The following is a 23,520-nucleotide window of genomic DNA, read 5'->3' as shown; positions in this document are numbered from 1 at the left end:
AGCGACAAACAGGAAAACGGCGCTCAAGAAAAAAAGATGCGCTGCGGCTACACCACCGGAGCGTGTGCCACGGCAGCGGCCAAGGCCGCTTTAACCGCTTTGTTGACCCAACAATATCAACAGGAAGCGACGATTCGGCTGCCCATCGGCCAAGAGACCACCTTTCAGATGGCCCACTGCCACTTTTCGCCCCAGCAGGCGACGGCCGGAACGATTAAAGATGCCGGGGATGATCCGGATGTGACGCATGGGGCCCTGATTGAGGCCACAGTCAGCTGGCTGGCTGAGCCGGGGATTGTGCTGGACGGCGGTCAAGGTGTGGGCAGAGTCACCAAACCAGGCTTGCCTGTTCCAGTGGGGGAGGCGGCGATTAATCCGGTGCCCCGCAAAATGATCATGGACACGGTGCGGGAGGTGTTGGAGCAACACGGCGTTTCCCGGGGAGTCAAAGTGGTGATTTCGGTTCCCGAAGGGGAAAAAATCGCGGAAAAAACTTTAAATCCCCGCCTGGGGATCATCGGCGGCATCTCCATTTTAGGGACGCGGGGCATTGTGGTTCCCTTTTCCACCGCCGCATACAAAGCCAGTGTGGCCCAGGCCATCAAAGTAGCCCGCACCAACGGATGTGATCACTTGGTGTTAACCACGGGAGGGCGCAGTGAAAAACACGCCATGGGGTTATATCCTGATCTGCCTGAGGAGGCGTTTATCGAAATGGGGGACTTTGTCGGTTTTGCCCTTAAGCAATGCAAACGGCAAGGGATTGGGCGCGTCTCCCTGGCCGGAATGATGGGTAAATTTTCCAAAGCCGCCCAGGGCGTGATGATGGTCCATTCCAAGAGTGCTCCGGTTGACTTCAATTTTTTAGCTGAACTGGCGGAAGAAAGCGGGGCCCCGGCAGAGGTGGTTGAAACTGTGCGACAGGCTAATACAGCTGCCGAAGTGGGCAATCTGATGCATGAACTTGGGTACTCCCGCTTTTTTGAAAAGCTGTGCCAGGCTTGTTGCCGTGCCGGATTAAAAGAGGTTGACGGAGGGATTGAGTTGGAAACGGTCATTTTTACCTTTAAAGGTGTTTTGCTAGGAAGGGCGGTTATCAATGACAGGTGCCATTAAGGTGATCGGCATTGGGGATGACGGCAGGCGGAGTTTGCTTCCCCAATATGAACGCTGGATTGAAGAGAGTCAGGTCCTGGTTGGGGGAAAGCGGCATTTAGCGTTTTTTCCAGATTACCAAGGAGAAAAAGTGGAGATTGCCGGCGGGTTGAAAGACGTGGTCCAGCGCTTGAAGGAAGAAACCCGTCCCACGGTGGTATTAGCCTCTGGAGATCCATTGTTCTACGGCATTGGGGGCTATCTGGCCAAACACATGCCCGTTGAAGTGTATCCCAACCTCAGCTCGTTGCAACTGGCTTTTGCACGTATGGGTGAAAGCTGGCAAGATGCTTATATCCACAGTGTGCACGGCCGTCCGCTGACCGGTCTGGCCCAGCGGATTGACGGACGCCACAAAGTGGTGTTGCTGACGGATGAGACCAACAGTCCGCGGGCGATTGGCGCCTATCTCAAAAAGTTTGGCATGACCGAGTACAAAGCGTTTGTCGCCGAAAACTTAGGTGGAGAAGAAGAACGCACAGGCTGGTACACATTGGACGAGATGATGGAGCAAACGTTTTCTCCTCTTAATGTTGTGGTTTTAAAGCGGTCAGGTTCTTCGCCCCAATGGCCGCTGGGCATCGATGATGAAGCTTTTGCCCAGCGCAAACCCGATAAAGGCCTGATTACAAAGAAGGAAGTGCGTGTGCTCAGCTTAGCCCAGTTAGCTTTAAGAACGGACAGTGTGGTGTGGGACATTGGCACCTGCACGGGATCCGTGGCCATTGAGGCAGCTCGGCTGGCCCGTGAAGGTGCCGTCTATGCCATTGAAAAAAATGAAGGCGATCTGGAACTGTGCCGGCGCAACATGTTGACCTTCCGGACCGATTTTGTTTTAAAACATGGCAAGGCACCCGAAGGGTTAGAGGATTTTCCCGATCCCGACGCCATTTTCATCGGGGGAACAGGGGGCAATTTGGACGTTTTGCTGAACACCTGTGCCAGCCGGCTCAAACCTGACGGAACGATCGTGTTGAATGCCGCCACCATTGAAACCTTGTCCCAAGCCTTGTCTGTCTTTAAAGCACTGGGGTTTGCCACCCAGGTGACACAGGTGCAAGTGTCCAGGAGCAAACCGATCCTTAACATGAACCGCTTTGAAGCCCTTAATCCAGTGTTTATTCTCCGGGCTTACAGGGAAGGGAGCGACAAGACATGAACAAGGTAGGGACGTTGTATGGTGTCGGAGTGGGACCGGGCGATCCGGAACTGATTACCGTTAAAGCTTTTCGCATTTTGCAGCAGGTGCCCGTGATTGCCTATCCCAAAAAAAGAAAAGGAAGCAAAAGCTACGCCCACCGGATTGCTGAAGCGTTCATTCCAGCTGGGGAAAAGGAGCAGGTGGGCCTGGTCTTTCCCATGACCAAAGACCAAAACATCCTGGAACGGGAGTGGAACAACACTACAGCCACCCTGTGGGAATATCTCCGGCGGGGGCAAGATGTGGCTTTTGTCACCGAAGGGGATCCCCTGCTGTACAGCACGTTTATTCATATGAAACGGGTGATGCAAGAACAGTATCCTGAAGTGAAGATCCAAGCGGTGCCTGGCATCTCCTCCATCAATGGCGCCGCCGCGCGATTGGGGATCGATTTGGCCGATGGGGATGAGCGGGTGGCCATCGTCCCTGCCACACATGACCGGGAAGCAATGCGCAAGGTGCTGGAGGAGAACGATTGTGTGGTTTTCTTGAAAGTGGCCAAGGTACTGGATTTGCTCTTGTCTGTGCTGGATGAACTTGACCTGCGCCGCAATGCTTCCGTGGTGACCAAAGTGACCTCAGACGAAGAGGTCATTTGGGATGTGGACAGATTAGACGGGCTGGAACTGGAGTATTTAACGCTCATGGTGGTGAGAAAAAGGTGAAAGTGTACATTATTGGCGCCGGGCCTGGAGATCCGGAACTGATTACGGTTAAAGGCTTAAACATTTTACGCCGTGCCGATGTGGTCATGTATACCGACTCTCTGGTGAGTGAGCGCTTGATAGCCGAGGCCAAACCGGAAGCGGAAGTGATTAAAAGCGCTGGTCTAACCTTGGAAGAGATGATGGCTATGATGATTGACGCTGTACGGCAGGGGAAAGTCGTGGCCCGCATCCACACCGGGGATCCTGCCGTGTTCGGAGCGGTCATGGAGCAGATCATCCGCTTGAAACAGAACGGCATTCCCTATGAAATCATTCCCGGAGTCAGCTCGGTATTTGCGGCAGCCGCAGCGTTAGGGGCAGAGCTGACCATCCCTGAACTGACCCAAACGGTCATTTTGACCCGGACAGAAGGCCGGACGCCCATGCCCGAGCGGGAGAAATTAAAGGATTTGGCCCGTCATCACTGCACCCTGGCGCTCTTTCTCAGTGCCACATTAGCAAAAAAGGTGGTTCAAGAGTTAAAGGAGGCGGGCTGGCGTGATGAGACACCGGTCGCTGTGGTGTACAAAGCCAGCTGGCCCGACCAAAAAGTGATACGCACCAACTTGCGAGATTTGCCGGAAGCAATGCGCCGGGCCGGGGTTCGTTCTCAGGCCATGATTTTAGCAGGCTGGGCTTTAGAGCCTGATCACGAGAGACTGGCCGCTTACCGGTCCAAGCTGTACGATCCCGCCTTTACACACGGATACCGTCAGGGGGTGAAACAGTGATGAACGGGCAGACGGTGATTCAGCTTAAAGAAGGCAGAGACCCCAATATCATGGCCAAAGGGGTTTTTGCTGTCGTGGCCATTACCAAGCACGGCGTGGGCATGGCCAGAGAACTGGGCAAGCTCATGCCCCAAACCGATGTGTATTACATGTCCAAATTTGAACAGGGGGACGAAGGGGAAAAAGGCATCCAGCTGTTTGACGGCAGTGTCCGCCTGCTCTTGCCCGCTTTATTCCAAACCTACAGAGGCCTAGTATTAATCATTTCCCTGGGCGCCGTGGTGCGGATGATTGCGCCACTATTGAAGGACAAAAAAACGGACCCGGCGGTTGTTGTTGTCGATGATAAAGGCCAGTTTGCCATCAGTGTGCTTTCCGGGCATCTGGGGGGAGCCAACGCCCTGACCCGGGAGGTGGCGTCTTGTCTGGGAGCGACCCCGGTGGTGACCACCGCGTCCGATGTGCAACAAACCATTGCTGTGGATCTGTTTGGGCGCCAGTTTGGCTGGGAATGGGAATCGCCCGAGAAGCTGACGCCGGTCAGCGCAGCGGTGGTGAATGAAGAGCAGGTGGCGGTGGTGCAAGAATCAGGGGAGCGGAACTGGTGGACGTATGAACGTCCTTTGCCGTCCAACATTCACGTGTTTGATTCCATCAGCGAAGCCTTGGACATGAACCCGCAAGCGGCCCTGGTGGTGACACACCGTATGCTCAGCCCGGATGAAGAGGTCATTTTGGAGAACGGGGTGTTGTACCGGCCCAAAGTGATCGTCTTAGGCGTGGGGTGTAACAGAGGGACCAGCGCGGAAGAAATCGAATCTGTCATTAAGGAAACGCTGGCAGAATTGAAGTTTTCCATTAAAAGTGTGAAAGCCTTATGCACCATCGATTTAAAAAAGGATGAGCCGGGGCTCTTAGCGGTTGTGGAAAAATACGGCTGGGAGTTTGTCACCTACAGTCCGCAGACATTGAACTCAGTTCCTATTGAACAACCTTCAGAGGCGGTGTACAAGTACACCGGAGCATATGGCGTCAGTGAACCGGCGGTCAAAGTGTACACTGGTGTCAACCAGTTGGATCTGGTGAAGAAAAAATCGGGCAATGTGACCATCTCCGTTGGCCGTCTCCGCCATTCCTGAAGTGAAGATAAGAGCCGGATAGGAAGATAGGAGGATCAGAGGTGACAGAAAAGAGAATCGTCATTGCCGGAACAGGCAGCGGGGTGGGCAAAACCACTTTGACCCTGGGCTTGATGGCGGCGTTGAGAAAAAAAGGATATACCGTCCAAGGGTTTAAGTGTGGCCCGGACTATATTGACCCCACCTACCACACCGCTGTGACGGGACGTCCCTCCCGCAACCTGGACAGCTGGATGTTTAACGAAGCGGTCGTCAAGGCCATTCTGAACAGGGGAAGTGAAGGAGCCGACATCTCTATTATTGAAGGTGTCATGGGCTTTTATGATGGCAAAAGCCCGTTGAATAACCGGGGCAGTACGGCGGAGATCAGTTTGATTACGGAAAGTCCGGTGCTTTTGGTGGTCAATTGTCACAGTATGGCCCGCAGCGCGGCAGCCATTGTAAAAGGTTTTCAGGCTTTGGAACCTGCGGTCAACATTGCGGGAGTTGTGGCTAACAAAGTGGGAAGTATTGGCCATTTCCGTCTGGTGAAAAAAGCCATTGAGCAAGAATGTGGCATTCCGGTGACCGGCTATCTGGAGCGGAACAGTGACTTGCACATTCCGGAAAGGCACTTAGGCTTAGTGCCGGCCATTGAGCGGGGCGAGCTGGACGCCTTTTTTGACCAGCTGGCCGGGTGGGTGTCCCGGACTGTTGATCTGGAGCAGGTGCTGGCCTTGGCTGATGCTGAACCCCTGATTGGTGCAGATGCAAGCTTGTTTCAACCGAAGCGAAAGGCGCAGGTTCAAATCGCTGTAGCCCGGGATGCGGCGTTTAACTTCTATTATCCCGAAAATCTGGAATTGCTGGAGGCTTATGGAGCAAAGCTGGCCTTTTTCTCTCCCTTGGCGGGAGAGCCGGTACCCGCTGGCAGTGCCGGTTTATATATCGGAGGAGGGTTTCCGGAAGAGTTTGCCGCGGAGCTGGCCGGGCAAACACAGGCCAAAGCATCCGTTAAGGAGGCGATTGAAAGGGGCATTCCCGCCCTGGCCGAATGCGGCGGGTTTATGTACTTGACGGAGGCCATTGAAACCACCGAGGGGGAAGTCCATGACATGGTGGGCATCATCCCGGGCAAGGTGAAAATGCAGGACAAGCTGGCTGCTTTAGGATACAGGGAGGTTAAGGGAGAGGAAGGCAATTACCTGCTTCCAGCTGGCGCCACAGCCAAGGGGCACGAGTTTCATTACTCCGTTTATGAACCGCAAGGAGACTTTCCGGCGGCTTATCGCACATCCGGATTGAGGGGGACGAAGGCAGAAGGGGTTCAGTACAAGGGGCTGATTGCCGGGTATACCCATCTGCACTTTGCTTCAGCTCCAGATTTGGTGGAGCGCTGGATCCAGGCTTGTCTGGAGTGGCAAAACCATGGCTAGCCGTTCAAAAAACGTTTCCCGCGGCACGGCCCTGCCTTTGATGTTTCAGGGGACGGGTTCTGATGTGGGCAAAAGCGTCCTGGTCACGGCCTTCTGCCGCCTGTTTGCCCGGCAGGGGTACCGGACGGCTCCCTTTAAATCCCAAAACATGGCCCTCAATTCTTATGTCACCGTGGACGGCAAGGAAATTGGGCGTGCCCAGGGGGTGCAGGCAGAGGCGGCGGGGGTGACTGCCACCACCGACATGAATCCCATTCTAATCAAGCCTTCCAGGGAAGCGGAAGCTCAGATCGTGGTCCATGGCCGGCCGTTCAAGAATATGAAGGCGGGGGAGTATCGCACCTCGTTTTTTGAACAGGGCCTGGCCGTGATCCAAGAAGCGTATGCCCGGCTGGCCCGGCAGTATGAGCGCATTGTCATTGAAGGAGCAGGAAGCCCGGCTGAAATTAACCTGAATGACCGGGAGCTGGTCAATATGCGGGTGGCCAGGATGGCCGATGCGCCAGTGATTTTAGTGGCTGACATTGAGCGTGGCGGGGTGTTTGCCAATCTGGTCGGGACCCTCCAACTTTTGGAACCGGAAGACCGGGAACGGGTCATCGGGGTGATTATTAATAAGTTCCGGGGCGATCTCAGCTTGCTCAAGCCGGGACTGGACTGGTTTGAAGGCTATACGGGCAAGCCGGTGCTGGGGGTGCTGCCGTATATTCACGGGTTATGGATTGAGGCAGAGGATTCGGTGGTGCTCAGTCGTTTTAAACCGGACCACAAGCAGGACAACGTTTTGGATATTGCGGTAGTCAAGCTGCCCATGATCAGCAATTTTACAGACCTGGATCCGTTCATGGCGGAAACAGACTGCCAGGTTCGGTATGTGACGGCGGCCCGGGAGCTGGGGCAACCGGATTTGATCATTTTGCCTGGCAGCAAAAACACCATTGAAGATTTACTTTTTGTCAAAAAGTCAGGTCTGGCCAACAGGATCAAGCAACTGGTCGGCGAGGGAAAAAGTGTGGTGTTTGGCATTTGCGGCGGGTACCAGATACTGGGCCGCTCCATTGCCGATCCCGATCACGTGGAGACTGACCTGCAAGAAGCGGAAGGTTTGGGCCTCTTACCCCTTGTCACCCGCCTGACCCGGACCAAAACCACCGTCCGCTCAAGGGGGCGGTTAACCTTTGGCAGGCAAACGTTTGCGGTCAGCGGCTATGAGATTCACATGGGCCAGTCCCAGGTGTTTGCCCAACAGGGACATGTTTCACCCTTGATTCAAGTGGAGCACAGGAGTGGCTGCACCGGGAAGGATGGGGAAGGTCAAAAGGTGATCTCAGCACAAGCTGTCCCCTGCAGAAGTGCCCCATGGACGGACGGCCTCATCACAGCTGACGGTGCGGTGATGGGAACCTATTTTCATGGCATTTTCCATAATGATGCCTTCCGCTGGGCCTTGTTAGACCATTTGCGGCTCAAAAAAGGATGGGCACCGCTCAGCGAGCGTGTCTCCTACTTGAGCCTGCGTGAACAAGCCTTTGATGTGCTCGCTGACGAAGTTAAAAAACATGTGCAGGTGGAACGGATAGAAGCGTTGATGCAAAGCTATCACACAAGGAGAAACGGACAATGCAAGCAAGCCTGAATCACTACTGCCTGAGCATACCGTCCGTTGACCACCAGGTGGGTCAGGAGGCAGCCCGTTATCTGGACACATTAACAAAGCCTAAGGGCAGTCTGGGCCGGCTGGAAGCCATTGCTGTGCAGCTGGCCACCATCACTGGCCAGGTGAAGCCCCGGGTGTCTCCGCCGGGAATCATTGTCTTCGCTGCTGACCACGGGGTTGCTGAAGAAGGGGTGTCCGCCTATCCGCAGGAAGTGACGGCACAAATGGTCCGTAACTTTCTGCAAGGGGGAGCCGCTATTAATGTATTTGCCCGCCAGATTGGTGCTTTGCTTGAAGTGGTGGATGTGGGCGTGGCCCAGCCTCTTGAGGCTTCAGGATTGGTTTCGCGCAAAGTGCGTTATGGCACAGCCAATTTTTTAAAGGAACCAGCGATGTCCCAGGAGGAAGCGGTGGCTGCAATTGAAGCGGGCATTGAGCGGGCCGAGGCGCTGATTAAACGCGGGATTAAAAGTCTGATTGTAGGTGAAATGGGGATTGGCAACACCACCGCATCGAGCGCCATGCTGGCTGCAGCCAAGCACCGCATCCCCGTGATTGCGGACGGGTTTATCTGTACAGTAGCTGCCCTGTTAGCGGTCAAATTGTGTCCCCGTGTCAGTGATGTCCTGTTGGCCGGCCATCGTTCCCAAGAACCGGGACATCAGGTTGCCCTCAGCTTATTGGACAAAGAGCCGTTACTCGATTTAGGCATGCGGCTGGGCGAAGGGAGCGGAGCGGCTGTGGCGTTCCCCCTTGTTGAAGCAGCCTGCCGCATGATCGGGGAAATGGCCACCTTTCAGGAAGCTGGCGTGACGGAAGGGGGAGAACGGTGAGTCAACCGGGATATCCCGTCATTTTAAACATTGCAGGGCTGCCCGTTGTGGTGGTTGGGGGCGGGACGGTAGCGGCCAGGAAAGTGGGCAAGCTGTTGGAGGCTGGGGCTCAAGTGACGGTGGTCAGCCCGGATCTGGCCCCTCGTCTTCAAGAATGGGCCGGGCACGGGAAAATCAGGTGGCTGGACAAGCGGTTTGAACCTGGGGATATACGGGGGGCCCGGTTGGTGATAGCCGCCACCAATGATCCCCAGGTGAACTTAGCGGTTTACAACGCCTTGGAACCGTACCAGTGGATCAATATCGTGGACCGCCCTGACTTAAGTGATTTTGTTGTTCCTACGACATTGCGGCAGGGAAAGCTCTCCATCAGTGTCTCCACTTCGGGTGCCAGTCCGGGATTGGCCAAGCAGATTACTGCAGAATTGGCTGAACGCTATGATGAGGTCTATGCCGACTATGTCGATTTTCTGGCCCAGTGCCGCTTGGAGATATTGCAGCATGTGCCGGATCAAAAACAGAGGCAAAGGTTGTTTGCTGCCCTTTTGGATCCTGTTTTTCTGCGCTTAACCAGAGAGGGTAAACAGAAAGAACGGTCAGCACGTTACCGCCGCCTGTTAAGTACAGCGGCCGGAAGTCCTGCCGGTCGTGGTGCCGGAAGTGCTACAGCAGAAGTGGAGAGGGAAGCCGGACAAGATGGTGACTCTGACCCTGCTCTGAAGCAATCTGGGCAGCAGCAAAGCGAGGATGAGATTTAAAGTGATCAGGAAGGAGTGAGCAGATGGGAACGGGCAAAGTATATCTTGTCGGAGCAGGACCTGGCCACCCCAAGCTTATTACCGTGCGGGGGTTGGAATGCATTCAAGAGGCTGACGTGATCATCTACGACCGCTTGGCCAGCCCTGAGCTCTTAGCTTATGCCTCTCCCCAAGCAGAGCTGATTTTTTGCGGCAAGTCTCCCCGGCAACACACGTTGCGCCAGGAACGGATCAATCAATTGCTGGTGGAGAAGGCACGGGAAGGCAAAGTGGTCACCCGCTTAAAGGGAGGCGATCCCTCGGTCTTTGGACGGGTGGGGGAAGAGGCTGAATGGCTGGCTGCCCACGCTGTTCCCTTTGAAATTGTACCAGGGGTGACAGCAGCTGCCGGGGCAGCAGCAGCGGCGGGCATCCCCCTCACGCACCGGGCCTATGCCTCTTCGTTTGCTGTGGTGACCGGTCATGCCGGGGAAAAAGGTGACTTCTGTGCACACTCGAAAGAAACGGGCACACCAGAAGGAAGGCAGGATGGTGCAGAGTGTGAACGGACCTGGGCTGCGCTGGCCAGAGGAATCGATACCCTGGTGTTTTATATGGGTATGAACCGTTTGTCGGAGATTTGCCATGCTTTGCTTCACCATGGAAGGGCGCCAGACACCCCGGTGGCGGTGATCCAGTGGGCGACGACACCCAGGCAAAAGTTAGTCACCGGTACATTGGAGACAATTGAACAGCAGGTGCAAGACAGCAGGATCGGTTCTCCGGCCGTCATCGTGGTGGGGGAAGTGGTTCGCATCAGGGACAGGCTGGCGAAGAGTATGGAGTTTCATGCTGCAGCTTTGGCTCCCTTATCCGGTGGTGGGCAGCATGGCTGAAACAATGGGAAACACGGAACAAAACAAGAAAATAACGTTGGCAACAGGTTTTAACCGCCCCTTGTTTCAGCGGGATCAAACACAGCGGTTTAAACTGGTTGTAGGACTGGCTCTGTTGGGCCTTACCTTTGTCATCTCCCTGACAGTGGCCGTTATGATTGGTCCGGTCTCTGTGCCGCCCCTCACGGTGTGGCAGATTATTCTGGCTAACCTGCCTTGGATTGGGGGAGCGGTTACGGCTGATTGGAGCACGGCCCACGGCCATATTGTCTGGGACATCCGCTTACCCAGGGTGCTTTTGGCTTGTTTGGTTGGCGCCGGTTTGGCCACAGTGGGCGTTGCGATCCAGGCCCTTGTGCGCAATTCCCTGGCTGACCCGTATATTTTGGGAGTCTCCTCGGGTGCTTCAGTGGGCGCAACAACTGTCATTGTAGCCGGGGCATTCGGTTTGTTGGGCCAATATGCGCTGGCGTTGGCTGCCTTTGGCGGGGCCTTGCTCTCTGTCATGCTGGTGTTTTTTATCGCCCAGGTAGGCGGCCGCATTTCCATTGTCCGCTTGCTTCTGGCCGGCATTGCTATTTCCATGGTGCTCTCAGCGCTGACTAGTTTTATCGTCATGACAGCCCCACGCGAGGAAGCCATCCGCTCCGCCCTGTTCTGGATGATGGGCAGCCTGGCTGGGGCCAGGTGGGAGTACTTGACGATTCCTGCTCTGGCCATCGCCGCTGGCTTGTTCTACCTGCTGATCCAGTACAGAACCCTGAATGCGCTATTAATGGGCGATGAAGCAGCCACCACACTGGGGGTGGATGTGCACCGTTTTCGTAAAATCCTGATTATGGTCACCGCTTTGATCACTGGAGTGCTCGTTGCTGTCAGCGGAGCAATCGGCTTTGTCGGCTTGATGATTCCACATATGGTTCGTCTGGTGGTGGGAGCGGACCATCGCCTGGTGTTGCCCTTCAGCGCTTTGGCAGGTGCCATCTTTCTGATTTGGGCCGATGTGTTTGCCCGCATGATCCTGGCTCCGGAAGAGCTGCCGATCGGGATTGTCACTGCACTGTGTGGCGGGCCGTTTTTCATTTGGCTTTTGCGCAGCCGCCAATATAGCTTTGGGGGAAGTGAACAGGGATGATCAAGCTGGAGGAGTTGTCGACAGCGGTAGGGGGTAAGACCATTATTCAGCAAGTGACCGCTTCGGTCAACAAAGGAGAGTTTGTCGGCTTAGTAGGACCAAACGGAAGCGGCAAATCTACGCTGCTCAAAACGATTTACCGTGTGCTTAAGCCCCAGGCCGGTCTGGTCACATTGGAGGGTGAGGCCCTAAGCCGTATACCACTTAAAGAGACAGCCAAGAAGATGGCCGTTGTCAGCCAGGAAGCTCCCCTTCTGTTTGAATTCAAAGTGCGGGAAATTGTCCATATGGGGCGCTTCCCCCATAAGCGTTTGTTGGAACCGGATACTCCCGCTGATGAGGAAATGGTGCAACAGGCCTTACAACAGGTTGGTTTGCAGGATAAGCTGGATGAACCTTACAGCGGCTTGTCAGGGGGGGAGAAACAGCGGGTGCAGATTGCCCGGGCCTTGGCCCAAGGTGCCGACTATCTGATCTTGGATGAGCCGACGAACCATCTAGACATTCACCATCAGTTGCATATTTTGGAGCTGGTCAAAAGCTTGGAAGTCACTGTATTGGCCGCCTTGCATGATCTCAATCTGGCCGCCATGTATTGTGACCGTTTGCTGGTGATGAAAGAGGGGCACCTAGTAGCTGACGGGACGCCGGAAGAGGTCCTCACCCCATCCCTTTTGGCGGAGGTCTTTCAGGTGCAGGCCGAAGTGCGCCCTCATCCTGTATTCAACAAGCCTGTGATTACGTTTTTCCCCACGGAGACAAGGGGAAGAAACCATAAGTAATTGAAGGAGGACAACAATATGGAACTTGGCATGTGGACCATACTTTGGCTTGGATTAGTGATTGGTTTAAGACATGCTTTAGATCCCGACCATGTCATTGCAGTCTCCACTATTGCTTCTCGACACAAAAATGTGTGGAAAGCAGGAATTGCCGGCGTTTATTGGGGAGTTGGCCATACCATCACTATTTTGCTCATCGGGCTGGCGGTCTTGCTGCTTGATCTTTCCGTCTCAGAACAGTATGACGTCTATTTTGAATGGGTGGTGGCTGTGGTACTCATTTATCTGGGTATCTCTGCGGTCCGTGATGCCCGGAAAGGACAGTTTACTGCACGGCAAGCGGAAGTAAAGCGGGGCTATCATCGTTCACTGTTGACAGGCATGGTGCATGGCCTGGCCGGCAGTGCCGCTCTGATGCTGTTAATGTTAAGTCAAATTGAACATGTGGGACAAGGTTTGTCCTTTCTGCTGCTGTTTGGTGCTGGGTCTGTATTAGGTATGTATGTCATTGCCCTGATTTTGTCGCTTCCGATGCGACTAAGCAAATCAGATCTCTTCCAACGGCGTCTGGTTTATGGGGTGGGACTGGTCAGCATTACTTTTGGGTTCATATTATTTTTCTTCTAGATTCCTGACTGAATATTAAACAAACAAGCCAGAACGGTTTGGCCAGTGAGGGAACAATCCAAAATACATGCTCTGGAAGAAACCAAAATACATGCTCTGGAAGAAAGGGGTAAGAACATGTTCCGTTTGCCCAAATGCCATCTTCTTCTTATCGTTATCATGATAGTTGTCTTTGTGCTGACTGCCTGCAGCTCTGAACAGGCCAGCAGCTCACCGGCAGAGAACGGTACTGTGGCGGAAGGAGAGGCCTCTGGTGAGGAGACGCAGACTGATCCCGCTGGTGCCAGCGGGTACCAGCCGGTCACGATTGAAAATAACGGACGCACACTCAGCTTTGATAAGCCCCCGCAAAGGGCTGTTACTCTGAACCAGCATGTAACCGAAGTGATGCTGGCTTTGGGACTGGAAGAGGTGATGGTGGGCACCGCCTATTTGGATGATGAGATTTTGCCACAGTTTCAGGAAGCTTACGAGCAGATCCCTGTCCTGGCTGATCGATATCCATCCCAAGAGGTGTTTCTCTCGGTTGAACCGGATTTTGCTTATGCGGGATGGCAGAGCGCCTTTAGTGAAAATGGGGTTGGTTCCGTAGAGGAGTTAGAAGCCTTCGGTGTGACGGCTTACTTGCATCACTCTTCTACGATCGTGGGACCGACGATTGAGGATGTGTACCAGGATATCCGTAACATCGGCCGTATTTTTGGAGTGGAAGAGCGGGCTGAGGAGCTGATTGCCCAGATGGAAACAGATATTGCCCTCTTGCAGGAACAGATTGGGAAGGTGGATGAGCCAATCCGGGTCTTTGTCTACGACAGTGGGGAAGATCAGGCTTTTACCGTGGGACAAAATTATATGAATACCCTGATTCGCTTAGCTGGGGGAGAAAACATTTTTGCTGATTTGGACAAAAATTGGGGGTCCGTTAACTGGGAAGAGGTAGTCGAACGATCACCTGAGGTCATCGTCGTTGTTGATTACGGGGAGATGACGGCTGAACAAAAAATAGATTTCCTGCTGCGGCATCCAGCGCTGGACAATGTACCAGCCATCCAGCATGAACGGTTCGTCGTCGTTCCCTTATCGGCTGCTGCCGAAGGCATCCGGGCTCCTTTAGCATTGGAAATACTGATCAAAGGGTTTTATCCGGAGAAGGCAGAATAAAGCAGAAAAACATAAAAACACAATCTGAGCAGCGCTTGGTGTGGAGGGATGCATAGCCATGGTGGGGATGGGCAAACATTCGACAATGTTCCAAGTGAGAGATTTAACGGTCATGGAGCTGAACGAGCAGGAGGTGATGGTGGTTGCCTGTGATTCGGTGGGGGGCATTGGCAGTAAACCGCATGACAAGGTAAAGGCAGACGGTGCTGTTGTCGGTGCGTTTGCCCTGCGGGTGCCTTTGTTCGAGCTTATTTCTGCTGGTGCTGCCCCTGTACTCGTGGTCAACACGCTCAGTGTGGAATGGGATCCGGCAGGAAGGGAGATTGTCCAAGGATTGAAAGCGTACGCCAAACAGGCCGGGCTTGACGTGGACGTGCAGTTTACCGGCAGTACAGAGGAGAATGTGCCTACCGTACAAACTGGTGTAGGTATTACCGTGCTGGGCAAAGCAGAAAAAGCCCGGTTTTTTCCGGGCTCTACACGTCAGGGTGACTGGGTGGCTTGTGCCGGCTGGCCCAAAAGTGCGCCTGATGATGACGTCCGCCTGGATGATCCTCAGATATTGTCCATTGAGGAACTGTATATATTGCGTCAGCAACCCGACGTTCATGATATCCTGCCGGTTGGTTCCAAAGGAATCTTGTATGAAGCGCAGGAACTGGCCAATAGTGCCGGACTCGCTTCTCAACTGAAAGTTCAAAAGGGTCGGACCACCCTTGATCTTGAGAAATCGGCCGGTCCGTCCACTTGTGTCATTTTTTCAGCGGCAGAAGAGGCGATCGGCCGTCTCCAGCGGCAATTAAAGGCACCGTTAACCGTGATAGGCCAACTGGCCTAACGAGCAAAAATGATATATAGATGTTTCGTGGTATAATGTTCTTAACAAACTTGTAAGCAAAGGTGGTGTTGCTATGAATTTGCCTCAAAAAAGCAAAATAAGTCTCGAAGAATTTTATAAAATGAGAGAGGAAACAAACGATTTGTTGGAATACGTAGACGGCATTGTTTTGATGACACCATCACCTTCCACGAAACATCAAAGAGTATCGGGAAGATTACAAGCAAAATTGTTTAATTTTTTAGAAGGCACCAATTGTGAAGTATTTAGTGCTCCTTATGACATTGAACTCAAAAAGGATGGCATAGAGGGAACTAAAATATTAGTGCCTGATTTATCCGTCATTTGTGATAAGCAAGGCTTACAAGAAAATAAGTTTGTTGGAGTTCCCGATTTAATTATTGAAATTCTAAGTCCATCTAATCAATCAAATGATTTAGTGACTAAAATGAATTTGTATATGCAATACGGTGTAAAGGAATATTGGATTATCAATCCTATGTTAAACGCAGTTCAAATTTACGTCCTAGATGAAAAAGGGCATTATCAACAAAAGGATATATTGAAAGAAATAGGAACTGTTGAGTCAGAAATACTAAAGGGATTTCAAGTAGAATTAGAAGACATATTTAGAGAATAATGCATTAACTCGATTTCAAAGCCCAGGTCCTCGATCATCTGATGGTCAGCCCGGGCTGTTTGGCCTTCCGTGGTTAAATAATCGCCCACAAAGATGGCATTGGCCGGATAGAGACCGAGCGCTTGCAGGGAGCGCAGGTTGACTTCCCGTCCTCCGGAAATTCGAATCTCTTTAGAAGGGTTGATAAAACGGAACAGGGCGAGTACTTTCAAACAGTAGCGCGGATTTAACTCATCCATATTCTCCAGCGGCGTCCCCGGAATGGCGTGCAAAAAGTTGACAGGTATGGAATCTGCATCTAATTCCCTCAGGCTGAGGGCCAGGTGATACACATCATCCCAGGTTTCCCCCATCCCAATGATGCAGCCTGAGCAGGGGGAGATGCCTGCCTGCTTCACATGCTGTACCGTGCGCACCCGGTCTTCGTAGGTGTGCGTGGTGGTGATGTGACTGTAATGGCTGGCACTGGTATTTAAGTTGTGGTTGTAGCGTTCCACCCCGGCTTCACGGAGCTTTTGGGCCTGCTCTTCTGAGATAATACCCAAACAACAGCAGATTTTAAGCGGCATTTCCTGCTTGATGGTTTTCACAGCTTCGGCCACTTGCTCAATCTCCTTGTCCGTTGCACCGCGGCCGCTGGCCACAATACAATAGGTTCCCGCTTTGCGTCTTACCGCTTCCCGTGCCCCTTCAATCAGGGTTTCTTTATCCAATAAGGGATATTTTTCGATGGGCGCTTTGGACACAATGGATTGGGAACAGTAGCCACAGTCCTCAGGACATAAACCGCTTTTGGCATTAATGATCATATTGAGTTTCACTTTATTGCCATAGTAGTGATAACGGACCCGGTAAGCGGCTTGCAACAGGGGCAGAAGTTCTTCATCTGGTGCACCGAGGATATGAAACGCTTCATCTTTGGTTAAAACTTCACCCCGCAAAGCTTTATCAGCATATACTTCCCACACATTAACCCGTGCTTGTGAAAAAGTTGACAATCCACACGCCTCCTTTACAGTATTAGCAGTATGCATACAGCTCTTCCACATCAATGCACTCTGCAACCAACGCGGCCAGCGCTTGTGCTGAATGGTGTTCAGTACGGGGAATGATGCCCAAAACCGGCACATCTGACCATTCTTCTAATAGGGATGGGTTGGTATCTTGGGCTAAGTCTCCAGCCTCGGGATCATATCCGTTAAAAATCACGCCAGCCACAGCAAGCCCTTTGCTTTGAGCAAAATGAAGGGTTAGCAGGGTGTGATTGATGGTACCCAGGTTAGGACGAGCCACTACAATCAAGGGCAAATCTATTAGTTTGGCCACATCGGCCACCAGATAATTGGGACCCATGGGAACTGCCAGGCCACCTGCCCCTTCCACCAGGAAAAACGCATGGCTGTCACGTACCTGATGCCACGCTTCTATCAGTTGGACGAAGCTGACTTCCCGCTGGGCCCTTTTGGCAGCCAGGTAGGGTGCGAGGGGTTCGTCAAACTGAAAGGGATTAATCTGCTCCACAGGGTTGGTATCCCCCGACATGGTTTTAAGCAGAAAAGCGTCACTGTGAGGATGTTCCCGCTGGATGCCGCTCATCATGGGTTTAAAGACGCCCACATCCTGCCCCTGTTGTTTCAGGTAAGCGGCAAGTGCTGCAGCCACGAAGGTTTTGCCCACCCCGGTGTCTGTGCCGGTAAAAAAGAACCCTCTTGTCATCAGCTGATCACTCCCAATTCTTGCCCTACTTGTTTAAACTGAGCCAAAGCAAAGTCTAGTTGCGCCGTGGTGTGGGTGGCCATGACGGTACAGCGGATGCGGCTCATCCCTTCCGGAACGGTGGGTGGCCGGATCGCCGGAGCATACACCCCAGCTTCTTCCAGTCTTCGGCTGAACCGGACAGCGGTTTTGGCCTCACCGATTAACACGGCAATAATGGGGGTCTCCCCTTCAATCAGCCTGAAGCCATAAGACTTAAGTCCTTCGCGCAGATAGCGGGCATTGGACAGCAACTGGTGACGGAGGACCGGCTCAGTACGAATGATGTGGATCGCCTCCAGGCTGGCTGCCACTACCCCAGGGGACAAGGCGGTTTGGAAAATGAAAGAGCGAGCCCGGTTCAGCAGGTATTCGATAACCGTTTGAGACCCGGCCACATAACCGCCCTCTGCCCCACAGGCTTTGGACAGGGTGCCCACCGACAAATGCACCCTTCCGCTTAAGCCGAAGTGTTCCACGCTGCCCGCACCAGTGTCTCCCAGCACGCCGGTGCCATGGGCATCATCCACCATCAGCCACGCTCCATATTGTTCAGCCAGGGAGACCAGCTCAGGAAGCGGGGCAATGTTGCCATCCATGCTGAATACGCCGTCCGTTACAATCAAGGTGCGCCGGTATTGTCCCCGGGTGTCACGCAACTTGTGGCGCAGGTCGTCCATGTCCACATGGCGGTAGACCATGGTGGAAGCCTTGCTTAAACGGCAGCCATCGATCATGCTGGCATGATTCAACTCGTCACTGAGAACGAGATCGCCCTTTCCAGCCAGGGCAGAAATGGTCCCGACGTTGGCCAAGTAACCGCAGCTGAACAGCCGGGCCGCCTCAGTGCCTTTCCAGGCCGCGATTGTTTGTTCCAGTTCTTCATGCAAGCGGAGATTGCCTGTAATCAAACGGGAACCACCGCTGCCTGTGCCAAAGTGTTGGACTGCTTCGATGGCTTTGGCTTTTACCCGGGGATGGGTCGCCAGGCCTAAATAATTGTTAGTGGAGAGAAGTAACAGCTTTTTTCCTTCGACTACTATCTCGGGCTCTGCACCCGGTAATCCCTTTGGCTACGGTCATAATGTCGGGCCGGACAGCTTCATGTTCACAGGCAAACATCCGCCCGGTGCGTCCAAAGCCGGTGGCCACTTCATCACAAATGAGCAGGACATCAAATTCACGGCACAAGCGGGCCACTTCGCTCAAAAATCCAGGAGGCATGGTGATCATCCCGCCCGCCCCTTGAATCATGGGCTCCACAATCAGAGCTGCCACTTGCTGGTGGTGTTCTTTCAAAACGTGATGCAGCGCTTGTAAGCAGTCCTGCTTGCACTGTTCTCTATCCCGGCTGGGATGACGGTAAACGTAAGGATAAGGGACTGTGACATACTCCCACCACCTACGCTAACGCTTAGAGGTGGGGGCTTCTCGGGTAATCCCATCTCATGATGGGAAGTTGACCGAGCGATCCCCGTGTGCCCCACGGTTCGAGATCCAGTCAGGCAGTCCCTAACTGTTTCAGACCTTCCTTTTTGATATTGATGGCGGCGTTGGTGTCTCTGTCTGCCACAAAACCGCATGCACAACGAAATAGACGTTCGGAAAGCGATAGAGACACCTTCACTCGACCACAACATGAACACGTTTTGGATGAGGGGAACCATTTGTCGATTTTGATCAGCTTCTTTCCCTGTTCTGCTAACTTGTATTGAAGGAAAGTAGTGAACAGGCCCCAGCCGTTGTCGTGGACGCTTTGACCGAAATGGAGGGCTTGAGACATCCCCTTCATGTTGAGGTCTTCAATCATCACGGCATCATACCGGTTGGCCAATTGTCGTGAAGTCTTGTGCAAAAAGTCCTGACGTTGGTTGGCAATCTTTTCGTGCAACTGGGCGACTTTCAGCCGCTGTTTGTGCCAACGGTTGGAACCTTTCCTGCGGCGTGACAGCACCCGTTGGGCTCGGGCCAGTTTTTCCAAGGCTTGCCGATAGAATCGAGGATAATTGGCTCTCTTACCCTCGCTATCGACATACAGCGTATTCATGGAAAAATCGAGCCCAACAACGTTTTCTATTTCTTTTGGCACCGGTTGGTGTTCATACCGCTGTCCGAATAGAAGACTCTCGTCAGGCCTGGCGGGGTGATGTCCACCAGTTTTTCGGCCAGCAGGGTGGCAGGGACATTGATCATGCCCAGCAAAGTAGAGTGAGCAATGAGCTCAAGCTGCTTTCTGATCGCTTCATCCAGTTCTGCTTTGCGGTGTCCGTGCACATTGAGCCACACAGATGAAAAGCCGTCATAATAGGATTGCCTTGCGTGTCAGTCAGGCGGACCCTTTCACCGCTGGCAATAATCAGCGGATGCTGGTCGTAATCTTTCATTTGGGTAAAAGGCAGCCACAAATACTGTTTACTTTTTTCAATCAATGCTTGATGATCAAACATCTCTCAATCCTCCCAACCAATCCAAACGGGTGTTTGTTCCAGGAAAGTCAGATAAGCATCCAGGTCAACAGAGCGATGAATAAAGAAGACTCGCCCGCCATGCTCCTCACCGGGAGATTTAAGCCTGGTAATCCGGCAATAGCCTAAGTGAGGTGCGGCCACATAGCCGGTCACGTAATCGGGGGCATCGGACCAGCACAGCTCAGCCACGGCACCTGGAGCGGCGCTTACTTTGGTGGCTAAGGCCAAAGCTTCTTTTGTTCTGGGATTGGTCAGGCCAGAATGCTGGTCTAGCCAGCGTTCATAACTCCCAGGCCGCCAATCGAGGCGGGAGACGCGGACTCCCCTTTCTCCCCGGTCATCCAGCCGTTCCCCTGTATGGGCATCGAGCACGACCGCCCCCCGCACATGGCCCATGGACTGGATCAGTTGTAACCCGATCTTGCCGGCTGCCGGAGACACACCGCACTTGCCCACCAGAGTAAGCGCTAAGTCTCTTCCCGCCTCAACGGAGGCAACCTGTTCCGTTTGAACGGGGAGCGGGGGAAGCAGCTTTAACGCTTCCCATGGGATCGCTTCAACAATCAGGTTTAGAAAATCAAACGGACCTCTGCTGTGATTGCTGGCTTTGTCCATTAACTCTAGCACGGCCTGGTTCACATCTGGGCTCTGGACCAGCCTTTCACCCCCGGAAATGTGTTTGCCACCCTGTTCATGGGGCCCCCTTGGGCTGCACGCATGCGAATGCTATACAGAGTGGGAGTGTTTGTGTTTGCCATATTGTGCCTCCACGATGGTTTTGACCCGCTGTAACGTTTTATAGAGGGGCCAGACAAGCAGCATGGTGTACACCATACCGGTCAGGGCAGCCATAAGGAGGGGCCATGCGTCAATGCCCAGGGTGAGGGCCAGTACCCAGCGGGCAGCAGCTGTTCCGGCGGGGCCGGCCATCAACAGGACGGGAAGGGAGGGGCCTAGGATGGCCACCAACCCCCCGGCCACCAGACGGAAAACCATTGAAATTTCAAAATTAATGAAGTTATGAATACCGAGCAGCATTAAAATAAAGCTGGCAATGATCCCTGCTGTAATGTACCGCCAGAAGCCGAACACGGCTGCAATAGCAACCGCCAAGGGTGCCGAAAGCTGAAATTCTGCTCCGGGGACGCCAGTGGGCAGTTTAAATGATCCGGTGACAGCAATCATGCTGGCCAGCAGGGCCATTTGGGCTACATCGTAAGCTGTGAGTTTTTTCATGGTGACATCCTGCTTTCAGTGTTTCTGTGCGTTCTAAATGTTAACCATATAAATTAAAAAGTTAACATTATAAGCCAATTATATCCAACATGGGCCAAGTGGTGTCAAGAGGGTGTTTATGTCGACTTTTGTCATTTTTTAACGACAAAAAAAGACTGCCCCGCAAGGGAAGCTCTTCCCTTGGGTGTAGCCCTGGAGGTTGTTGGACACCACTGGCATCAACGTGATTGTGGAACAAGGAGGAAAAGAAGAAATTAAGGCTTACAGCGGTTGGAGCGGTCCGGCCGGCATGTCCCATGCACTGGGCGGTGAAGTGATCGGTATCCCGAAAGGGAGCCAAACAAGGAACTGGCCATTGAATTTGCTAAGTATCTCATGTCTAAAGAAGTGCAAGAAAAACTGGTCCGCCATTTGGCCTGGCCGCCGGTGCGTTCCGATGCATACGGTGAAGTGGAAGAGTGGAAAAAACCTTATTTTGAAGCGATTAGTGAAGCCTTGGAAAATGCTGATCCCCGGGGCAACGTGCCCTATTGGCCTGAAGTGGAGCGGGCGATCCTGGATGCTTATCAGGATATTGTCATTGACGGTCAGGATGTGAAGAGCACGCTGGACCGTTACGCTGAACAGATTGAGCAGGCCAGACAAGCGGCTGAGTAAGGAGAATAGACTGCGGCTACACCCTATTATGATAATGTGGAAGGGCTGTACCCACTATGCACTGACGTGGGGACAGCTCTTTTTTGTAAAGGTTTGTTAAACTATAATGGTAAGAGTAAAATGTTTGTGGGCAGAGGGAAGAATGAGTAAATGAATTAAAATGATGATCGTTGGATATAGAAAAAGGGCTCTTCTCCTTGGTAGAGTGTTAAATGAGAAAAACCAACACCAAGAAAGGAGAAGGCCCTATGCAAAAGCTTACCACGAAAATCCCCACAATAAAAGATCTCGAAGGCTTATTGTTTCGGAAATTGCAGGAGCAGTTTTCAGAGGGGATGCGCCGGATTTTGGAGGCGCTGGACGATTGGATCATGGAACAACGGGATACCGCTCGTTTTCGCCTCAAAGACCAACGGGAGATCAGTATCGATACATTGTTTGGCACAGTTCGGTTCAAACGGCGGTTGTACCTGGACCGGAAGACAGGGAAGCATGTCTTTTTGCTGGATCGGATGATGCAATATGAGGGTCGGGACAAACTCATCGTGCAGGCTGAACGTGCAGAACCTTCGGAAGGGGAACGGCGTCCCGTCCGGGTATTGTTCGTGGAAGTGGACGGACTGTATACCAAACTGCAACGAGAGCGACGCCGCGGGATGGAAAATCGTATAGCAGTGGTGCATGAGGGATGGGAAAGCGAAGGGGGACGGAGCGGACTGGATCGGGAAATGTACTTCATACTTTACCCGTTGCATCTATACATTGGACCGGTTTCATGTCGTTCGGGAGCTAAGGCGGTATGTGGGACATTTGCCGAAAGTATGGAAAGCGATTCGAAAGTCATTGGCTTCGTTCGATGCCGATACGTTGCTGGAGACCCTGGCGGCCGTTCCGGAAACGCAGATTGCGGAAGAGTGGCGGGAGGAATGGAGAAAGTACCGGGCGTTTTTGGAACATTATCGGGAACATTTGAGAGATGACCGGGACAAATTGCGCAAAGCAGGTATAGACACGAGCAAAATGAGGCCGATGGGAAGCGCAGAGGCGCAAATGCGCATCATGGCCAAACGGACCAAACGGGGAGGATATAGTTGGAGTGTCCGGGGCGTACGAGCCATGCTAAAAACAATCATGAAATCCAAGGAAGGACGTCCCTTGACGAATCTGAAAGGGGACACGAGCCAAAACTTTCCGTTTGTAAACACTACGATCCGCCAGTGGTTGCAAGAAGTGAAACGACAGTCGAAAGGGTGTATAGACGGGACGATCCGCTTGTTGTTGGGTCCGATGCAAAGCAGTCCGACAGGGAGGGCATTGAAAGGATTGATAAGAGGAAATTAAAGGAAAAACACGAATCGCAAATGAAAGGATGATAAACGAAAGCGCTACCAAGCGAGAGAGGGGCAAAACTTTTTCAAGTCATTTTGGAAAGGTGCCCACGATGACTTGACTCACACAACTATAATGCTGATTTTTGTGCCTTGCCCAAAATGTTGTTATAATTTATATCAATATATTTTAGGGGGTTGACTTAATTTAGAAAAGTTGAGGATCTAGTTGGGAATTTAGTGGGTTTCTTGCCATTCGGCTTCATACTTCCATTATTATCAAAGAAGTTTGGTGAAAGGAGCATTCCCGTTAGGAGCTTTTCCGGGGACTTGATCAAAAAAAGCCCTCTTGGTATGATGCAGGGGTGTCAACCACATCACTCACCATACCAAGGAGGACTTCAGATGAATTGTACACAAAA

At 52.7% G+C, this 23,520-nt stretch carries 21 protein-coding genes and 5 pseudogenes; 18 read left to right on the top strand and 8 right to left on the bottom strand.

Going from position 1 to position 23,520, the window contains the following annotated elements; genetic code table 11:
* Positions 1-36 precede the first annotated feature (36 nt).
* From IEW48_RS07745 to IEW48_RS07670, 16 genes are all read left to right on the top strand, one after another.
* Positions 37-1,116 (top strand): cobalt-precorrin-5B (C(1))-methyltransferase, encoded by a 1,080-nt coding sequence (locus tag IEW48_RS07745; protein WP_188623338.1) that lies wholly within the window; start codon positions 37-39, stop codon positions 1,114-1,116.
* Complete coding sequence (gene cbiE / locus IEW48_RS07740; RefSeq protein WP_188623295.1) at positions 1,100-2,314, top strand: precorrin-6y C5,15-methyltransferase (decarboxylating) subunit CbiE; 1,215 nt, start codon at positions 1,100-1,102, stop codon at positions 2,312-2,314. The genes IEW48_RS07745 and cbiE overlap by 17 nt, the downstream gene beginning before the upstream one ends.
* Positions 2,311-3,021 carry a precorrin-2 C(20)-methyltransferase gene (gene cobI, locus IEW48_RS07735; protein WP_188623294.1) on the top strand — a complete coding sequence of 237 codons (711 nt, stop codon included), beginning with the start codon at positions 2,311-2,313 and terminating at the stop codon, positions 3,019-3,021. The genes cbiE and cobI overlap by 4 nt, the downstream gene beginning before the upstream one ends.
* On the top strand, positions 3,018-3,794 hold the full coding sequence (cobM, locus tag IEW48_RS07730) for a precorrin-4 C(11)-methyltransferase (RefSeq protein ID WP_188623293.1): 777 nt from the start codon (positions 3,018-3,020) through the stop codon (positions 3,792-3,794). Before cobI ends, cobM begins: the two co-directional genes overlap by 4 nt.
* A gap of 50 nt (positions 3,795-3,844) precedes the next feature.
* Complete coding sequence (locus IEW48_RS07725; RefSeq protein ID WP_188623337.1) at positions 3,845-4,933, top strand: cobalt-precorrin 5A hydrolase; 1,089 nt, start codon at positions 3,845-3,847, stop codon at positions 4,931-4,933.
* 41 nt (positions 4,934-4,974) lie between these two features.
* Complete coding sequence (locus IEW48_RS07720; RefSeq protein WP_188623292.1) at positions 4,975-6,348, top strand: cobyrinic acid a,c-diamide synthase CobB; 1,374 nt, start codon at positions 4,975-4,977, stop codon at positions 6,346-6,348.
* Positions 6,341-7,984, top strand: a complete 1,644-nt coding sequence (locus tag IEW48_RS07715; protein ID WP_188623291.1) for a cobyric acid synthase — start codon at positions 6,341-6,343, stop codon at positions 7,982-7,984. Before IEW48_RS07720 ends, IEW48_RS07715 begins: the two co-directional genes overlap by 8 nt.
* Complete coding sequence (locus tag IEW48_RS07710; protein WP_188623290.1) at positions 7,969-8,838, top strand: nicotinate-nucleotide--dimethylbenzimidazole phosphoribosyltransferase; 870 nt, start codon at positions 7,969-7,971, stop codon at positions 8,836-8,838. Before IEW48_RS07715 ends, IEW48_RS07710 begins: the two co-directional genes overlap by 16 nt.
* Complete coding sequence (locus IEW48_RS07705; RefSeq protein ID WP_188623289.1) at positions 8,835-9,596, top strand: precorrin-2 dehydrogenase/sirohydrochlorin ferrochelatase family protein; 762 nt, start codon at positions 8,835-8,837, stop codon at positions 9,594-9,596. Before IEW48_RS07710 ends, IEW48_RS07705 begins: the two co-directional genes overlap by 4 nt.
* Before the next feature lie 23 nt (positions 9,597-9,619).
* Positions 9,620-10,471: a uroporphyrinogen-III C-methyltransferase gene (gene cobA, locus IEW48_RS07700; RefSeq protein ID WP_188623288.1), complete on the top strand. Its 852-nt coding sequence runs from the start codon at positions 9,620-9,622 to the stop codon at positions 10,469-10,471.
* Positions 10,425-11,606, top strand: coding sequence for a FecCD family ABC transporter permease (locus tag IEW48_RS07695; RefSeq protein WP_229703985.1), 1,182 nt, complete (start codon positions 10,425-10,427; stop codon positions 11,604-11,606). The genes cobA and IEW48_RS07695 overlap by 47 nt, the downstream gene beginning before the upstream one ends.
* Complete coding sequence (locus IEW48_RS07690) at positions 11,603-12,388, top strand: heme ABC transporter ATP-binding protein (protein ID WP_188623287.1); 786 nt, start codon at positions 11,603-11,605, stop codon at positions 12,386-12,388. The genes IEW48_RS07695 and IEW48_RS07690 overlap by 4 nt, the downstream gene beginning before the upstream one ends.
* 18 nt (positions 12,389-12,406) lie before the next feature.
* A complete protein-coding gene (locus IEW48_RS07685) occupies positions 12,407-13,015 on the top strand; it encodes an urease accessory protein UreH (protein ID WP_188623286.1) in 609 nt (202 codons plus the stop codon).
* Positions 13,016-13,132: 117 nt separating this feature from the next.
* A complete protein-coding gene (locus IEW48_RS07680) occupies positions 13,133-14,176 on the top strand; it encodes an ABC transporter substrate-binding protein (RefSeq protein ID WP_188623285.1) in 1,044 nt (347 codons plus the stop codon).
* A 40-nt stretch (positions 14,177-14,216) separates the two neighbouring features.
* Entirely contained in the window at positions 14,217-15,014 is a 798-nt protein-coding gene (locus IEW48_RS07675; RefSeq protein WP_229703984.1) for an AIR synthase related protein, read from the top strand.
* Positions 15,015-15,087: 73 nt separating this feature from the next.
* Positions 15,088-15,654, top strand: coding sequence for a Uma2 family endonuclease (locus IEW48_RS07670; RefSeq protein ID WP_188623284.1), 567 nt, complete (start codon positions 15,088-15,090; stop codon positions 15,652-15,654).
* Here IEW48_RS07670 and bioB read toward each other — a convergent pair.
* The 8 genes and pseudogenes from bioB to IEW48_RS07630 form a co-directional block, all read right to left on the bottom strand.
* On the bottom strand, positions 15,621-16,652 hold the full coding sequence (gene bioB, locus IEW48_RS07665) for a biotin synthase BioB (RefSeq protein ID WP_229703983.1): 1,032 nt from the start codon (positions 16,650-16,652) through the stop codon (positions 15,621-15,623). The two genes, IEW48_RS07670 and bioB, sit on opposite strands and share 34 nt — an antisense overlap.
* A gap of 22 nt (positions 16,653-16,674) precedes the next feature.
* Positions 16,675-17,370 carry a dethiobiotin synthase gene (gene bioD / locus IEW48_RS07660; RefSeq protein WP_188623283.1) on the bottom strand — a complete coding sequence of 232 codons (696 nt, stop codon included), beginning with the start codon at positions 17,368-17,370 and terminating at the stop codon, positions 16,675-16,677.
* The gene (gene bioF / locus IEW48_RS07655) at positions 17,370-18,431 is read right to left on the bottom strand and encodes an 8-amino-7-oxononanoate synthase (RefSeq protein WP_229703988.1); all 1,062 of its coding nucleotides are present in this window, start codon (positions 18,429-18,431) and stop codon (positions 17,370-17,372) included. Before bioF ends, bioD begins: the two co-directional genes overlap by 1 nt.
* A gap of 34 nt (positions 18,432-18,465) precedes the next feature.
* Positions 18,466-18,789: pseudogene (locus IEW48_RS07650) on the bottom strand (aminotransferase class III-fold pyridoxal phosphate-dependent enzyme); the annotation flags it as partial.
* A gap of 121 nt (positions 18,790-18,910) precedes the next feature.
* Positions 18,911-19,486: pseudogene (locus IEW48_RS07645) on the bottom strand (RNA-guided endonuclease InsQ/TnpB family protein); the annotation flags it as partial.
* A 26-nt stretch (positions 19,487-19,512) separates the two neighbouring features.
* Positions 19,513-19,856, bottom strand: a pseudogene (locus IEW48_RS07640) (aminotransferase class III-fold pyridoxal phosphate-dependent enzyme); the annotation flags it as partial.
* A 3-nt stretch (positions 19,857-19,859) separates the two neighbouring features.
* A pseudogene (gene bioW / locus IEW48_RS07635) lies at positions 19,860-20,558 on the bottom strand (6-carboxyhexanoate--CoA ligase); the annotation flags it as partial.
* A 45-nt stretch (positions 20,559-20,603) separates the two neighbouring features.
* A complete protein-coding gene (locus IEW48_RS07630) occupies positions 20,604-21,113 on the bottom strand; it encodes a hypothetical protein (RefSeq protein WP_188623282.1) in 510 nt (169 codons plus the stop codon).
* A 375-nt stretch (positions 21,114-21,488) separates the two neighbouring features.
* Between IEW48_RS07630 and IEW48_RS07625 the strand changes: the two genes are divergently transcribed.
* Positions 21,489-21,770, top strand: coding sequence for a type 2 periplasmic-binding domain-containing protein (locus tag IEW48_RS07625; RefSeq protein ID WP_188623281.1), 282 nt, complete (start codon positions 21,489-21,491; stop codon positions 21,768-21,770).
* Positions 21,771-21,982: 212 nt separating this feature from the next.
* A pseudogene (locus IEW48_RS07620) lies at positions 21,983-23,111 on the top strand (UPF0236 family transposase-like protein).
* The last annotated feature ends 409 nt before the right edge of the window (positions 23,112-23,520 follow it).

Source organism: Caldalkalibacillus thermarum, assembly GCF_014644735.1.
Lineage (GTDB): Bacteria > Bacillota > Bacilli > Caldalkalibacillales > Caldalkalibacillaceae > Caldalkalibacillus > Caldalkalibacillus thermarum.
The sequence above is the reverse complement of the archived record's forward strand: the minus strand, read 5'-3'. Positions and strand labels throughout refer to the sequence as shown.